This window comes from Mesorhizobium sp. BH1-1-5 (genome assembly GCF_020165615.1).
GTDB lineage: Bacteria > Pseudomonadota > Alphaproteobacteria > Rhizobiales > Rhizobiaceae > Mesorhizobium.
In genome coordinates this window covers 1-13,999 of the sequence record NZ_JAIUIM010000029.1, presented here as the reverse complement: position 1 = coordinate 13,999, position 13,999 = coordinate 1, and the positions used below count along the sequence as shown (strand labels likewise).

13 protein-coding genes are annotated in these 13,999 nt (G+C 64.2%); 12 read left to right on the top strand and 1 reads right to left on the bottom strand.

The window, feature by feature from the left end; genetic code table 11:
- Positions 1–3 precede the first annotated feature (3 nt).
- Genes LB572_RS28585 through LB572_RS28570 form a run of 4 tightly spaced genes read left to right on the top strand, consistent with a single transcriptional unit; the run spans position 4 to position 3,819 of the window.
- Positions 4–1,068, top strand: coding sequence for an ABC transporter substrate-binding protein (locus LB572_RS28585; protein WP_140802508.1), 1,065 nt, complete (start codon positions 4–6; stop codon positions 1,066–1,068).
- Between the two features lie 29 nt (positions 1,069–1,097).
- The gene (locus LB572_RS28580; protein WP_140802507.1) at positions 1,098–1,967 is read left to right on the top strand and encodes an ABC transporter permease; all 870 of its coding nucleotides are present in this window, start codon (positions 1,098–1,100) and stop codon (positions 1,965–1,967) included.
- Positions 1,967–2,755 (top strand): ABC transporter permease, encoded by a 789-nt coding sequence (locus LB572_RS28575; RefSeq protein ID WP_224670109.1) that lies wholly within the window; start codon positions 1,967–1,969, stop codon positions 2,753–2,755. The genes LB572_RS28580 and LB572_RS28575 overlap by 1 nt, the downstream gene beginning before the upstream one ends.
- Positions 2,755–3,819, top strand: coding sequence for an ABC transporter ATP-binding protein (locus LB572_RS28570; RefSeq protein ID WP_224670108.1), 1,065 nt, complete (start codon positions 2,755–2,757; stop codon positions 3,817–3,819). The genes LB572_RS28575 and LB572_RS28570 overlap by 1 nt, the downstream gene beginning before the upstream one ends.
- Before the next feature lie 33 nt (positions 3,820–3,852).
- Here the strand turns inward: LB572_RS28570 and LB572_RS28565 are convergent, their stop codons facing one another.
- Complete coding sequence (locus LB572_RS28565) at positions 3,853–4,881, bottom strand: LacI family DNA-binding transcriptional regulator (RefSeq protein WP_224670107.1); 1,029 nt, start codon at positions 4,879–4,881, stop codon at positions 3,853–3,855.
- Positions 4,882–5,233: 352 nt separating this feature from the next.
- Here LB572_RS28565 and LB572_RS28560 point away from each other — a divergent pair, with 352 nt between their 5' ends.
- The 8 genes from LB572_RS28560 to LB572_RS28525 all read left to right on the top strand — a co-directional run bounded on the left by LB572_RS28560 (position 5,234) and on the right by LB572_RS28525 (position 13,974).
- Complete coding sequence (locus LB572_RS28560) at positions 5,234–6,847, top strand: extracellular solute-binding protein (protein ID WP_140802503.1); 1,614 nt, start codon at positions 5,234–5,236, stop codon at positions 6,845–6,847.
- Positions 6,848–6,927: 80 nt separating this feature from the next.
- Positions 6,928–7,788 carry a carbohydrate ABC transporter permease gene (locus tag LB572_RS28555; RefSeq protein ID WP_140802502.1) on the top strand — a complete coding sequence of 287 codons (861 nt, stop codon included), beginning with the start codon at positions 6,928–6,930 and terminating at the stop codon, positions 7,786–7,788.
- Positions 7,785–8,741, top strand: a complete 957-nt coding sequence (locus tag LB572_RS28550) for a carbohydrate ABC transporter permease (RefSeq protein WP_140802501.1) — start codon at positions 7,785–7,787, stop codon at positions 8,739–8,741. The genes LB572_RS28555 and LB572_RS28550 overlap by 4 nt, the downstream gene beginning before the upstream one ends.
- Positions 8,738–9,823, top strand: a complete 1,086-nt coding sequence (locus LB572_RS28545) for an ABC transporter ATP-binding protein (protein WP_224670106.1) — start codon at positions 8,738–8,740, stop codon at positions 9,821–9,823. The genes LB572_RS28550 and LB572_RS28545 overlap by 4 nt, the downstream gene beginning before the upstream one ends.
- 3 nt (positions 9,824–9,826) lie before the next feature.
- The gene (locus tag LB572_RS28540) at positions 9,827–10,888 is read left to right on the top strand and encodes an ABC transporter ATP-binding protein (protein WP_224670105.1); all 1,062 of its coding nucleotides are present in this window, start codon (positions 9,827–9,829) and stop codon (positions 10,886–10,888) included.
- A 35-nt stretch (positions 10,889–10,923) separates the two neighbouring features.
- The gene (locus tag LB572_RS28535) at positions 10,924–12,012 is read left to right on the top strand and encodes a Gfo/Idh/MocA family protein (RefSeq protein WP_224670104.1); all 1,089 of its coding nucleotides are present in this window, start codon (positions 10,924–10,926) and stop codon (positions 12,010–12,012) included.
- Positions 12,013–12,047: 35 nt separating this feature from the next.
- On the top strand, positions 12,048–12,962 hold the full coding sequence (locus tag LB572_RS28530; protein WP_140802497.1) for a sugar phosphate isomerase/epimerase family protein: 915 nt from the start codon (positions 12,048–12,050) through the stop codon (positions 12,960–12,962).
- A 67-nt stretch (positions 12,963–13,029) separates the two neighbouring features.
- On the top strand, positions 13,030–13,974 hold the full coding sequence (locus tag LB572_RS28525; protein WP_224670103.1) for a substrate-binding domain-containing protein: 945 nt from the start codon (positions 13,030–13,032) through the stop codon (positions 13,972–13,974).
- Positions 13,975–13,999 lie beyond the last annotated feature (25 nt).

Below are 13,999 nucleotides of genomic sequence, written 5' to 3'. Positions count from 1 at the left end.
AACATGCGCATGCCCAGACTGACCGCTTTTCTGGCGGCGACCGCCGTCTTCGTTTCAGCATTCACGCTCGCCGCCCAGGCCGCCGAGGAAGTGCATGTGCTCAACTGGAAGGGCTATGGCGCCGACGAGCCGTGGGCGGTCGCCAATTTCGAGAAGGCGACCGGCTTCAAGGTGGTCAACGACTTCTTCAACTCCGAACAGGAGATGCTGACCAAGATCCGCACCAATCCCGGCCTCTACGACGTCGTCATGATCAATGCCGCCTTCAACGACCAGGCGATGGCCGGCAAGCTGATCCAGCCGATCGATACGTCCAAGCTCTCCAACTATGCCGACATCGCCAAGGATAAGGCCAGCTCGCCGATGCTGAACCATGACGGCAAGGTCTATGGCGTGCCGTGGGTGTGGGGTCTGACGGCTCTGGCCATCAACGACAAATCCTTCGACAAGCCGCCGACGAGCATCGCCGAGATGTGGGATCCGGCGCATAAGGGCCGCGTCATCATCCGCGACGACGCCGTCGAGGCGGTGCAGTTCGGCGCGCTGGCGTCGGGGCAGAACATCAACGACATCAAAGATATGGACGCGGTCAAGGCGAAGCTCACCTCGCTGATGCCGCAGATCAAGACCTTCTGGAGCTCGGAAAACGACTGGAACCAGATGGTCGCCTCCAACCAGATCGACATCGGCACCTATTGGAGCGGCTCGGCCGACCGCGCCAAGACGCATTTCAAGCTGCCGGTCTCGCTGGTCATCCCGCAGGAAGGCTCGGTCGCCTGGCTCGACGCCTTCTCTATTCCCGTCGGCTCCAAGAACGTCGCCGGCGCCGAGGCCTTCATCAACTACATGATCGACCCGAAATTCTACGTCGAATGGGTCACCAAGGTCGGCGCGCCGGTCTCGGCCAACACCAAGGCGGTCGACGCGCTGCCGGAGGATGCCTTCAACCGCAAGGTCATGGGCAGCCCCGATGTCGCCAAGCGCATCCAGTTCCAGGCGCCGATCACCGATGAGCAGCGCGAAAAATACCTGGCGCTGTGGCAAGAGCTGAAGGTCAACGTGAAGTAATCAGGCTGCTTCGGGGCGGAGAGAGGCAAATGGCTGACCTGCTTGCGATCGGTTCACGCCGCGGACTGAGGCCTGCCCTGCCGCTCCTCCTTCCCGCCTATCTGTGGCTGACGGTGGCGATCTTCCTGCCGCTGTCGGCCATGGTGTTCTTCTCCTTCATGACCGACCTGCCGCTGGCAGGCAAAGAGTGGTCGTTCACACTCGGCAACTACGCGGCCTTCTTTTCGCAAAGCCTTTATTCGACGCTTCTGTTCGCCTCGCTGCGGCTTGGCCTCGAAGTGACGCTGTGGTGCATCGTCATCGGCTATCCTGCGGCCTATGTGCTGGCCAAGGTGCTCAAAGGGCGCAGCCGCGAGGCGATCTTCCTGCTCGTCATCCTGCCGTTCTGGTCGAACGGGCTGGTGCGGATCTTCTCCTGGGCGATGGTGCTGCGCGAAGGCGGCATCCTCGACACGGCGCTCAACGCGGTGCTGCCGTTCAAGATCAACATCGATCTCATGTATTCCTATCCGGCCGTCATCATCGGCCTGGTGCATTCCTATGTGCCCTACATGGTGCTGACTTGCTATCTCACGCTGCAGGCCATCGACGACTCGCTGATCGAGGCCGGCCGCTCGCTCGGCGCGTCGCGGCGGCAGGTGCTGTGGCGGGTGATCATCCCGCTGTCGATGCCGGGCCTGATCGCGGGCTCAGCGCTCATCTTCGTGCCGGTGGTCGGCTCGTTCATGGAGCCGCGCATCCTCGGCGGCCGCACCGGCACTTTTTACGGTACCGTCATCGAGGACCAGTTCGTCGCCGTGTTCAACTGGCCGCTGGGCGCCGCGCTCTCCTTCATCCTGCTCGCCGTCGTGCTGATCATCCTGGCGCTGGCCGCGCCTGTCCTGCGGAGGGCTGCGTGATGGCAACGACGCGTATCCTCGAATGGCTCGGGGGCTTCTACATCGTGCTTTTGCTCGGCTTCCTCTACCTGCCGATCATCATCATGGCGGCGATGTCCTTCAACGCCTCGCCCTTCTACCAATTGCCGTTCGAGTGGACGACGGACTGGTACGCCTCGCTCTGGCAGAACGACCAGCTGATCGCGGCGACCTGGAACAGCATCGAGATCGCCGTCATCACCACTTTGATCTCGACCGTGCTGGGCTCGATGGCTTCGCTCGCGTTCTACCGCTACGAGTTCCGCGGCAAGAAGGTGCTGCAGGCGCTGCTCTTCCCGCCGATCGCCATTCCGTGGCTGATCACCGGCACGGCGATGCTGATCTTCTTCTTCGGCGTCGGCATCGGACGCGGGCTTGTCGCCATCCTGCTCGGCCATGTCGCGCTGGCGCTGCCTTATGTCATCGTCGTCGTCTCCGCCCGGCTGCAGACCTTCGCACCGGAGCTTGAAGAGGCGGCGCGCTCGCTGGGCGCCAACCAATGGCAGGTGACCATGCGTGTGACCTTGCCCTGGATCATGCCCGGCGTGATCGCCGGCGGGCTGTTCGCGTTTGCCGTGTCGTTCGACCAGTTCGTCGTCTCCTACTTCCTGTCGACGCCCGGCCAGACGACGCTGCCGGTCGAAATCTACGCCGCGATCCGCAAGGGTTTTACCCCGGAGATCAACGCGGTCTCGACGATCATCATTGTCGTGTCGATGGCGCTGATGCTGCTCACGGCGCGCTTCTTCAAATTCGGCGGAGAGAAATAATGGCTGGCGTCCAGGTCACGAACGTCTCCCGCAGTTTTGGCGCGCACAAGGCGTTGGACGATGTGTCGATCGATTTTGCCGATGGCGGCTTCTATGCGCTGCTCGGGCCCTCGGGCAGCGGCAAGACCACGCTGCTCAGGCAGATCGCCGGCTTTGATTTTCCCGACGCCGGCCGTATCGCCATCGGCGGCGAAAGCGTCGAGCGCGTGCCGGTCGAGAAGCGGCGCATCGGCATGGTGTTCCAGAACTATGCGCTGTTTCCCAATATGAGTGCTGCCGACAATGTCGCCTTCGGGCTTTCCGTGCGCGGCGAGCCGAAGGCGACGATCGCAACGGAGGTGCAGCGCGCGCTCGACCTGGTGCAACTCGGCAAGCTTGGCGCCCGCAAGCCGCACCAGCTCTCGGGCGGCCAGCGCCAGCGCGTGGCGCTGGCGCGCGCCATCGTCACCAAGCCGCGCGTGCTTTTGCTCGACGAGCCGCTCGGCGCGCTGGACAAGGCGTTGCGCGTCGACATGCAGATCGAGCTGAAACGCATCCAGCGTGAGATCGGCATCACCACCATCTTCGTCACGCACGACCAGGAAGAGGCGCTGACGATGAGCGACCGCATCGGCATATTGCGCGACGGCAGGCTGGTGCAGGAGGGGCCGCCGGAGGAGATCTATGACCGGCCGCAAAGCGAGTTCGCCGCGACCTTCCTCGGCGACGCCAACATCTTTCGCGGCGATGCGACCGGCTCCGGGATCAGGCTGCCGGACGGCACGACGATCGCAGCCTCGACAGGCGCATCGGTGCCAGCGGGCGCCAAGGCGAGTTGCGCGGTGCGGCCGGAGCGCATCCGGATCTCGACCGGCGCGGCAAAGCCTGATGCGGGCAATGCGAATACGCTCAAGGGGCAGGTCTCCAGACGCATCTTCGCCGGCAACAACAGCACCTATTTCGTCGACCGTGACGGCCAGACGCTGAAGGTGATCGTCCAGAACACCGGCGCAGAGCGTTTGGCAGAAGGTCAGCCCGTCGTGCTCAGCTGGTCGCCGGACAGCACGGTGCTGATCGCGGCCTGAGACTGTCAATCCTCGAAGCCAGGCCGAGACGGCTCATATCTCCGGGATGCTCTCGCGGAAGATAACCTGCAGCCGCGGCTGGTGGAGCTCGTAGGGCAACCCTCTGACCGAGTGCGACAGGATGTTGAGCGCCTCCCTGGCCTCGACCCGCGGGTTCTGGTCGATCACCGCATCGAGCGTGCCGTCGAGGAGAAGCTCCTTGGTGCCGTCGGTCACCTCATGGCCGAGGAAGATGATCTCCTTCGCCCGTCCGCGCTCCTTCAGCGCGCGGGCGATGCCGGTGTTGCCGGCGCCGACATTGTAGATCGCGGCAAGGTCGGGGTGGCGCTCGAGCAAGGCGGAGGCCTCCGAATAGGCCTTTTCGCGGTCGTCGAGCATTTCGCGCATCTCGACGATCTCGAGGTTGGGAGATTCTTCGGCGACGATATGGCGGAAGCCCATCTCGCGTTCCTCATGGCCGCGATAGGCGAGCGAGCCGGCGAACAGCGCGACCTTGCCCGGACGTCCGGTGCCCATGAAGCGGTTGAGAAGATAGCCGGCCAGCCGCCCGGCGGCGCGGTTGTCGATGCCGATATAGGCGACCCTCGGCACATGCAGGATGTCGGAGGCAATGGTGACGACCTTGACGTCGCTGGCCGAGAGCGAGCGGATCGCCTCGCGTACCGTCGGATGGTCGAGCGCGATGACGCCGACGCCTTGCGTCTGGCCGTGCAGGTCCTGCAGCAGGCGGGCGAGGCGGTCCGGGTTGAAGCCTTCGATGGTCGTGACGCGGACGTCGAGATCGGGCCGCGTCAGCGCCTGCGCCTCGATGTGGCGATGCAGCAGCTTGATGAAGGAGTTGGTGCCGGCCGGCAGCGCGAAGTCGAGCCTTATCGCCTGTCCCGGCACGGCTCGCTGCGGCGCGCCGTTGGGCGTTTCCGCGATGTAGCCCAGGCGCTGCGCCATCTCGATGACGATCTCGCGCGTGCGGGCCCGCCCGCCCGGCCGGTTGTTGAGCACGCGGTCGACCGTGGCCGGAGAAACGCCGGCTTCGCGGGCTATGTCTGTCAGGGTTGACCGCACGTCGAGCACCTCATCGCAAGCATCAAAATCACGCAGCTTCCACTCAGTTCCGGAAAACGCCTCAGCAGCGACCGCGATTCTGATGTGAAATGATGTAACCGCCCTTGGCTTGCGCGCAAGCCGGCGCGGTAGATAAGGCGGCGAAGGTCGGGCCAAGCCGGTCGGATCGAGGCGAGAATCCCTCAAATCCAAGCAATAGGCGCGAGGTGACGGGTATGGTGGACTGCATTATCTCCCTCATTTGCGATCTTATGACGTGTTTTGAGTATTTATGATGTTGACAGGCTTCACGCGCTGTCGTCAATATCCCTCACGCGGGCCATGGAGGAACAGGCCCCGAGGGAGGAATTTGATGTCTCATTTGATCCGCATGTCGCGGCGCCGCCTTTTGGCGTCCGGAGGAAAGGCCGCGGTGTTCGTCGCCGCGACTGGTATTGCACCGCAGTTCATTCGTCCCGGCCGCGCCTTCGCGGCGGACGCGCTGGCGCCCGGCATGATCGGCGGGCCGACCGGCTTCGATGGCGCGGAGCGCTATCAATACGGACCCGACACGCCGGAAGGGCGCGCGGTAGAGGCGGCCAAGGCCCTGAAGGCGGCCGGCAAGGCGCCGGCGAAGATCGTGCTTGGCCTGTCCGATGGCTCGATCGGTCAGCTGACCAAGCCTTTCCCGGCCGGTGCGCCGTCGATCAAGGATCTCTGGGAGAAGGAAACTGGCATCCAGATCGAGATCGTCGGCCTCCCCAACGGCCAGGAATTCACCAAGACGATGCAGGACATCTCCACCAAGGGTGGGGCCTATGACATCTACTCGACCGAATGGAACCGCCTTGGCGATCTCGCCGAAACCGGCGGCATCGCCAAGCTCGACGACTTCGTCGCCAAGCACAAGCCGGAATGGGACGACCCGAAGCAGGGCTACGTCAACGGCGCCAAGGGCGTTTCGCTGCTCAACCAGTATCGCGGCTCGACCTATGGCGTGTCGCTCGACGGCGACTTCCAGACCTGGGTCTACCGCACCGACCTGTTCAGCGATGCCGCCGAGCAGAAGGCCTTCAAGGACAAGTACGGCTACGACCTTGCCCCGCCGAAGACCTGGAAGCAGCACAGCGATGTCGCTGCCTTCTTCCAGCGGCCGGACAAGGGCCTGTTCGGCTCGACCGACCTGCGCAACCAGGGTTGGGGCTACACCAACTGGTACCAGCGCTATGTCTCGATGGCATCGCCTAACCAGTTCCTGTTCGGCGACGACGGCAAGCCGCTGATCAATTCCGAGCAAGGCGTCGCCGCCACCAAGGAATATGTGGAGTCGCTGGCGCATCATTCGCCGGACGCCATCTCGTGGGGCTGGCCGGAGCAGTATGGCAACTTCGCCAAGGGCGGTGCGGCGATGACCTGCGCCTTCTCCAACCTGCCGAAATTCCTCGACAATGCCGGCAACAAGGATTCCGCCGTCACCGGCAAGATCGGCTCGATGCTGCCGCCGGGACGCGAGATCGACGGCAAGCTGATCAGCCGCTCGGTGCTCTGGTTCTCGCTGACCGGCATGGTCTCGTCGCAGTCGAAGAATCCGGAGGCCGCCTATCTCTTGCTGCAGTGGCTCGGCTCGGCCCGCATCTATGCCTGGATGAGTGCCAATCCCGGCGGCTATCTCGATCCGTTCCGGCTGTCGGACTTCGCCGATCCGCTGGTACGCCAGACCTATCACGCCTACCACATGGACGTGGTGCGCGAGACCGTGGCGCGCACGGTGCCGACCATCAACTATCCCGGCGCCACGGCCTTCCACAACGCGCTCGACGAGAACCTCATGGCCTCGCTGACCAAGGCCAAGACGCCGGAGCAGGCGATGGCCGACACCGAGCGCGAGTGGAAGAGGATCGCGCGCCGCATCGGCGAGGACAAGCTCAACGAAGCCATCAAGACCAACAAGGAGGCCTGGCCGACCGTTCTCGACCCGATCAGCTGATCCGTCTCCCTGGATCAGAAGCGGAGGGGAGGGGCGTCAGCTCTTCCCCTCCTTCCTAACGTCACCAGCAAAGCAGCCAGATGAAGCGTTCCGTTCCCTTCGAGATATTCCGCTACGCCGCGATCCTCGCGGCGATGGCGGTGACGCTGGTGCCGATCCTGTGGATGGTGTCGATGGCCTTCAAGCCGATCGGCGAATGGTCGGCGACCGGCGCCGACCTGACATGGTGGCCGAGGCAGCCGACGCTTGCCAATTTCCAGTTCGTGTTCGGCCACTCGACCAACGACCTCATCGTCGCGCTCGACCACACGGCGGTGAAGCCGATCCTGTCGTCACTGCTGTCGGCGGTGTTCGGGACCGTGATCGCCATGTCGGCGGGCACCGCCGCGGCCTATGGCCTGTCGCGCTTCGGCTCCGGCCAGAATCTGCCGCTGGCGCTGATCCAGCTCCGGCTGTTTCCGCCGATGGCCGTGATGATCCCGGTGATGATCATGTGGGCGTTCCTCAACCTCAACGACACATGGTGGGGGCTGGCGCTGATCTACGGTATCGTCACGCTGCCCTTCGCCTTCTGGCTGATGAAGACCTTCTTCGACGACTTGCCGCGCGAGATCGAGGAGGCGGCGCTCGTCGAGGGCTGCTCGCGGCTGCGCGTCTTCACCCGCATCACGCTGCCGATGATGCGCGCGCCGCTGGCGAGCGCCGCGCTCTTCGTGTTCATCCTCAACTGGTCGGACTATCTCATCGCGCTGCTGCTCACCACGCGCGAATGGGTGACGATCCCCGTCTACATGGCGTCGCTGTCGTCCTCGATGACCGGGCAGCTCTATGGCGCCAAGGCGGCGCTCGGCCTGATCGCGGCGGTGCCGCCGGTCATCATGGGCATTGCCATCCAGCGTCACCTGGTGCGCGGGTTGACCTTCGGAGCGCTCAAGCAATGAGCGCGGTGACGGCGACGATTGCGGAGGACAAGATGGAGGCGCGGACAAAGCCCGCCACGCCTAATGAAGGCGCGCGGCTGGGCTTCCGCCTGACCCTGCCGGCGCAGATCCTGGTGCTGTTTATCTCGGCCTTTCCGCTCTTGATGCAGCTCTACATCAGTGTCACCGACTGGTCGCCGCTGTCGGGCATCGGCTGGTGGAACGCCTGGGAGATGTGGAACAGTTTCGCCAACTATACAGACCTTGCCGCAGACACGCGCTTCTGGAGCGCGCTGCAGCGCACGGCGATCGTCATGCTGGTCTGCGTGCCGGCGGAGTTCCTGCTGGGCCTGGCACTGGCGACGCTGTTCGCCGACGACTTTCCCGGCAAGCGCATCTTCTACTCGATCCTCTTGATGCCGATGATGGTCGTGCCAGCGGTCGCCGGCTACATGTTCTTTATGCTGTTCCAGTCAGGCGGACCGGTGAACGATATCCTGTCGAGGATCGTCGGCGGCCCCGTGACGATCGCCTGGCTTTCCGATCCGACCCTGGCGCTGATCGCGGTGATGGTCGCCGACATCTGGCAATGGACGCCGCTGATGTTCCTCATCCTGCTTGCCGGCCTGGTCGGCGTGCCGGAAGACCAGATGAAGGCGGCGACGCTGCTCGGCGCCAATGCGTGGCAGCGCTTCACCACCATCGTGCTGCCGAAGATGAAAACGATCATCATCATCGCCCTGGCGATAAGGGTGATCGAGAACTTCAAGATCTTCGACACGCTCTACATCATGACCGGCGGCGGCCCCGGCGTCGCCACCGAGACGATCTCCGTCTACATCTACAAGGTCACCACTCAGGACCTGATCTGGGGCTATGTGGCGGCGATCGCTCTCGCCATCCTGATCGTGCTTTCGATCGTCGCGGTCTACGCCATGAAGCGCATGGCCAAGGGCCGAGAGGTGCCGGTATGAGCGCGATCCACCTCAAGAACCTCACCAAGAGCTTCGGCGACTTCGCCGCGCTGAAGACGATGGACCTCGAAATCGCCGATGGCGAGTTCATGGCGCTGCTCGGACCCTCGGGCTGTGGCAAGTCGACGACGATGAACATGATCGCCGGCATGGAAGAGCCGACCAGTGGAAAAATCCTGTTCGGCGAACGCGACATGGCCGGCGTGCCGATGGGACGGCGCGGCGTCGGCTTCGTGTTCCAGAACTACGCCATCTTCACCCATATGACGGTGCGCCAGAACCTCGCCTACGGACCGAAGATGCGCGGCGCCGCCAAGGCCGAGATCGACCGCCGCGTTGGCGCCATCGCCGAGATGCTGCAGCTCTCGCCGCTGCTCGACCGCAAGGCTGACCGGCTTTCGGTCAACATCCTGCAGCGCGTGGCGATCGGCCGCTCGGCGATCATGGAGCCAGCGATCTTCCTGCTCGACGAGCCGCTCTCCAATGTCGACGCGGCCTTCCGCGCGGTGATGCGCACGGAGCTGAAGCAACTGCAGCGCCAGTTCAGGCAGACGATGGTCTATGTCACGCACGACCAGCTCGAAGCGATGACCATGGCCGATCGCATCGCGGTAATGGATCATGGCGTGCTGCAGCAAGTCGGCACGCCGCTCGAGGTCTACAACAACCCAGCCAATGTCTTCGTCGCCCGCTTCATCGGCGCTCCAGGCATGAACCTGCTCAAGGGCAGGCCCGCCGAAAGCGATCGCGGGCTGGTCGTGGATCTGGGACCGCTCGGCGTCACACCGCCCTTGCCGGATGAGCTCGCTCCGGCCGGGAGAGCTGCGCGCGGCGACGTCCTCTACGGTTTCCGGCCGGAGCAGGTGACGCTTGCCGAGCGCGGGCTCTCGATGCCGGTAAGCTTCGTCGAGCGGATTGGCGCGCGCACCATCGTCCATCTCGGCGAAGGCGAAAGCGCGGTGAAGGCGGTGTTCGAGAACGATGTCGGATTATCGGTCGGGCAGATAGCGGTCGTCGCGCCGCCAGCCTCGTCGGTGCGCGTCTTCGACGCCGCCACCGGTCTTGCAGTGAAGGCGGGCTGAGCCATGGCCGATATCGTTTTCCGCAATGTCACCAAACGCTACGGCAGCACGCTTGCTGTGGACGATGCTTCCTTCACCGTCAACGACAACGAGTTCTTCTGCTTCTTCGGGCCGCCGCTGTCCGGCAAGTCGACAATCCTGCGCCTGGTGCTCGGGCTGGAAGCGCCGGATCAGGGCGAGATCCTGATCGGCGGCAAGCCGGTCAACAGCGTCTCGCCGGCCGAGCGCAACGTCGCGATGGTGTTCCAGAACCTGGCGCTGTTTCCGCATATGAGCGCGCGCGACAATGTGCGCTTCCCGCTGGTCGAGCGGAAGGTCGCGGAAGCCGAGATCGAAAAGCGGCTGGCCGACGTCGCCGCCAAGCTGCATATCGGCCATATCCTGCACAAGCCGCCGGCGCAGCTCTCCGGCGGGGAGCGGCAGCGCGTGGCGATCGCGCGCGCCCTGGTGCGCGACCCGGTAGCGTATCTGATGGACGATCCAATCTCGGCGCTTGACGCGCGGCTGCGCGAGGAGACGCGCGTCGAGCTGAAACGCATCCAGCGCGAGCTCGGCAAGACGCTGATCTATGTCACGCATGACCAGGAGGAGGCGATGTCGGTCGCCGACCGCATTGCGATCCTGGAGAACGGCCGCATCCGGCAGATCGGCGCGCCGGCCGAAATCTACGACCGGCCGGCAAGCGCCTATGTGGCGCGCATGCTCGGTTCGCCGATGATGAACATCCTGCCGTCGGTGCGCGGTACGGGCGGGATCGAGGCCGCCGAAGGAACGATCCGCATCGCCGATGCCGAGGCGCCGGCCGAGGCGATCGAGATCGGGCTCAGGCCGGAGGACATCAAGGTCCGGCCCTGGACAGACAACGGGACGGCGGAAGGCCGCCCGGCGCGGGTGTTCGAGGTCGAGCCGCTCGGCGGCTACACCGTGGTGACTTTAGCCGCCGGGCAGGCGCGACTCAGGGCGCTGCTGCGCGGTCAGCCTGACATCAGGCCGGATGCTATGGTGGCGATATCCTGCGAGCCGGCCAAAGTGCACTATTTCGGCCAGGACGGGGGCGCGCTTTGACGGCGGCCGTAAGCACTGAATTTCGGGAGGAAGAGATGGCAGAAAAAGGCTTCGAGCCGGACGTCAAGGTTCGCACCAGGGACTACAGGATCGGTTGCGTCGGCGCCGGCATGATCATGGCCGAGTGCCATCTGGCGGCCTACAAGGAAGCAGGCTTTCCGGTGGTGGCGATCGCCTCGCGCACCAAGGCGAATGCTCAGAAGGTCGCCACCCGCTGGGGCATTCCGACCGTTCACGACACGCCGGAACAACTGATCGAGGATCAGAACGTCGACATCATCGACCTCGCCTTTCCGCCGGACCAGCAGCCGGCGCTGATCAGGCACGCGTTGAAACAGAAGCACATCAAGGCGATCCTGGCGCAAAAGCCGCTGGCGCTGTCGGTCGAGGAAGCCGTCAAGCTGCGCGACGAGGCGGCTAAGTCCGGCAAGATCCTCTCGGTCAACCAGAACATGCGTTACGACCAGTCGATGCGCGTCTTGAAGCAGATCATCGACAGCGGCGTGCTCGGCGACATCGTCTTCGCGCAGATCGACATGCACGCGATCCCGCACTGGCAGACCTTCCTTCAGGGCTACGACCGGCTGACGCTCGCCAATATGAGCGTGCATCACCTCGACGTGCTGCGCTTCCTGTTCGGCGATCCGGACGAGATCACCACGCTGACGCGCAAGGACCCGCGCACCCATTTCGACCATTCCGATGGTATCACCGTCTCGACGCTGCGTTTCCCGTCGGGCGTGCTTGCGGTCTCGCTCGAAGACGTCTGGTCCGGCCCGCGGCAGGACGGTTATCACGACGATCAGCACATCAACTGGCGCGTCGACGGCACCAAGGGCGTCGCCAAGGGCACGATCGGCTGGCCGACGGGCGCGGCCTCGACGCTGACCTACGCTTCGGCCGAGACGACCGGCGGCGAATGGGTGAGCCCGAGCTGGGAGACGATGTGGTTCCCGCATGCCTTCATCGGCGTCATGGAGCAGCTCCAGCACGCGGTGAAGACCGGCACGCCGCCGGCGCTCTCCGTCGCCGACAACGTCAAGACCATGGCGCTGGTCGAGGCAGGCTACCGCTCGATGGCGGCCGGCCGAACGGTCAGGCTCTCCGAAATCCCGACAAACTGAATCAACTGAATCGCTTACAAGGAGGAACTCACATCATGATGCAGGCAGGCATTTTCACGGGCTACTTCCCGTACGGCCTCGAGGAGACGGCGACGAAGATCCGCGGTCTCGGTTTCAACACGGTGCAGCTCGACCTGCACTTCAAGGACATCGACCTCTCGGCCGGCCAGATCACCAAGGACAAGGCAAAGAAGGTGCGCGACACCTTCCGCGAGCACAACCTGCCGATCTGCTGCGTGTCGGGCTATACGAACATCATCCATCCCGACAAGGCGGAGCGCGAGAAGCGCGTCGGCTATCTCAAGGAGATCATCCGCAACGCGCGCCATTTCGGCTCGCCTTACGTGATCTCGGAGACCGGCACCTACAACACCGAGTCCGACTGGGTGCATCACCCCAAGAACAAGACCGAGGAAGGTTTTGAGGAGTGCCGCAAGGTGATCGCCGACCTCGCCCAGACGGCTTACGACCACGGCGCGGTGTTCCTGCTCGAGACCTATGTCAACAACGTCGTCGGCTCGGTCGAGGAGACGGTGAAGATGTTCGCGCAGGTTGACCATCCTGGCCTCGGCCTGCTGATGGACCCGACCAACTATTTCGAGACCCACAATATCGACCGGATGGACCAGATCCTGAACCAGGTCTTCGACACGCTGACCGACAAGATCCGGATTGCCCACGCCAAGGACGTCAAGCGTTCTGGCGACGACAAGTCGGAAAAGCATGCCGATATCGGCGACGCCGACGCGATGGAAAGCCACACCTTCCGCGGTGTCGGCGAGATCGAGCTGCCGGCGCCGGGCCTCGGCTCGCTGAACTACGATCTCTACCTCCAGCGTCTGGCCGAGAAGCATCCGAACATCGCGATGATCATCGAGCATCTGTCGGAAGACGACGTGCCGCGCGCCAAGAAATTCCTCGACGGGAAGTTCCGCGCCAACGGTCTCTAAAGGTCATGCGGGCGCCGTCTTTCGGACGGCCCCCGCGGCTTGGACGAAGCAACGTGGAGGAAACGAGATGTTGAAATTTGGATTGAAACTGGCGGCCGCGGCGGCCGTATTCGCCGGCGTCGCCTTCGGCTCGGCCGCGCAGGCCGCGGATGGCCAGAAGACGTTCTACCTGTTGTCGCATGGCGGCCCGTCGGACGCGTTCTGGATCGACTGGAACGCCGGCGCGACCAAGGCCTGCGAACAGCTCAAGGTCACCTGCAAGATCTCCTTCAGCGGCGGCGACATGGCGGCGCAGAAAGAGGCCTTCAACTCGGCGCTGGCCGCCAAGCCGGACGGCATCGCCACCACTTCGGCGCAGCCCGGGCTGTGGACCGAGGAAGTGAAGGCGGCGAAGGCCGCCGGCATCCCGATCGTGTTCTTCAACACGGACGACCGGGCGACCGGCCGCCAGGCCTATGTCGGCGCCGACCTCAAGGAAGCCGGTGCCATCTGGGCGAAGTATCTCGTCGACCACAAGATGGTGAAGCAGGGCGACAAGGTGTTCCTGCCGGTCGAGGTTCCCGGCGCCAGCTACCAGCAGCTCGAGACCGAGGGCATCGCCAGCGTCTTCGATCCGCTCGGCATCAAATATGACGTGGTCGATTGCGGCACCGACCCGGCCGGCATCATCGCCAAGATGACCGACTATATGGTCGCCAACAATCCACCGGCGATCATCGCGCTCGGCGATTCCGTGGCGGCCAGCGTCAAGCGGGTGTTCGACGGCGCAGGCATTCCGGCCGGCAAGATCCCGGTCGTCGGCTGGGGCAATTCCAAGGAGACGGCGCAAGCGGTCAAGGACGGCTTCGTCAACGCCGCCGCCTGGCAGTATCCTTCGGCGCAGGGCTTCATGCCGGTCGCGCTGCTTGGCCTGGCGGCTTCGGGCGAGCCGATCGGCTACGACATCCACACGTTCGGCCTCTACGACGCCTCCAGCGTCGACCCGATCCTGAAGCTCTACGACAAGAAGTAAGGGAATCGGGGCCCGCCGTTCCAGC

What these genes read in the sequence shown, in the direction of transcription:
- LB572_RS28585 (WP_140802508.1), top strand. Translation starts at nt 4, where the DNA reads ATGCGCATGCCCAGACTGACCGCTTTTCTGGCGGCGACCGCCGTCTTC.
- LB572_RS28580 (WP_140802507.1), top strand. Translation starts at nt 1,098, where the DNA reads ATGGCTGACCTGCTTGCGATCGGTTCACGCCGCGGACTGAGGCCTGCC.
- LB572_RS28575 (WP_224670109.1), top strand. Translation starts at nt 1,967, where the DNA reads ATGGCAACGACGCGTATCCTCGAATGGCTCGGGGGCTTCTACATCGTG.
- LB572_RS28570 (WP_224670108.1), top strand. Translation starts at nt 2,755, where the DNA reads ATGGCTGGCGTCCAGGTCACGAACGTCTCCCGCAGTTTTGGCGCGCAC.
- LB572_RS28560 (WP_140802503.1), top strand. Translation starts at nt 5,234, where the DNA reads ATGTCTCATTTGATCCGCATGTCGCGGCGCCGCCTTTTGGCGTCCGGA.
- LB572_RS28555 (WP_140802502.1), top strand. Translation starts at nt 6,928, where the DNA reads ATGAAGCGTTCCGTTCCCTTCGAGATATTCCGCTACGCCGCGATCCTC.
- LB572_RS28550 (WP_140802501.1), top strand. Translation starts at nt 7,785, where the DNA reads ATGAGCGCGGTGACGGCGACGATTGCGGAGGACAAGATGGAGGCGCGG.
- LB572_RS28545 (WP_224670106.1), top strand. Translation starts at nt 8,738, where the DNA reads ATGAGCGCGATCCACCTCAAGAACCTCACCAAGAGCTTCGGCGACTTC.
- LB572_RS28540 (WP_224670105.1), top strand. Translation starts at nt 9,827, where the DNA reads ATGGCCGATATCGTTTTCCGCAATGTCACCAAACGCTACGGCAGCACG.
- LB572_RS28535 (WP_224670104.1), top strand. Translation starts at nt 10,924, where the DNA reads ATGGCAGAAAAAGGCTTCGAGCCGGACGTCAAGGTTCGCACCAGGGAC.
- LB572_RS28530 (WP_140802497.1), top strand. Translation starts at nt 12,048, where the DNA reads ATGATGCAGGCAGGCATTTTCACGGGCTACTTCCCGTACGGCCTCGAG.
- LB572_RS28525 (WP_224670103.1), top strand. Translation starts at nt 13,030, where the DNA reads ATGTTGAAATTTGGATTGAAACTGGCGGCCGCGGCGGCCGTATTCGCC.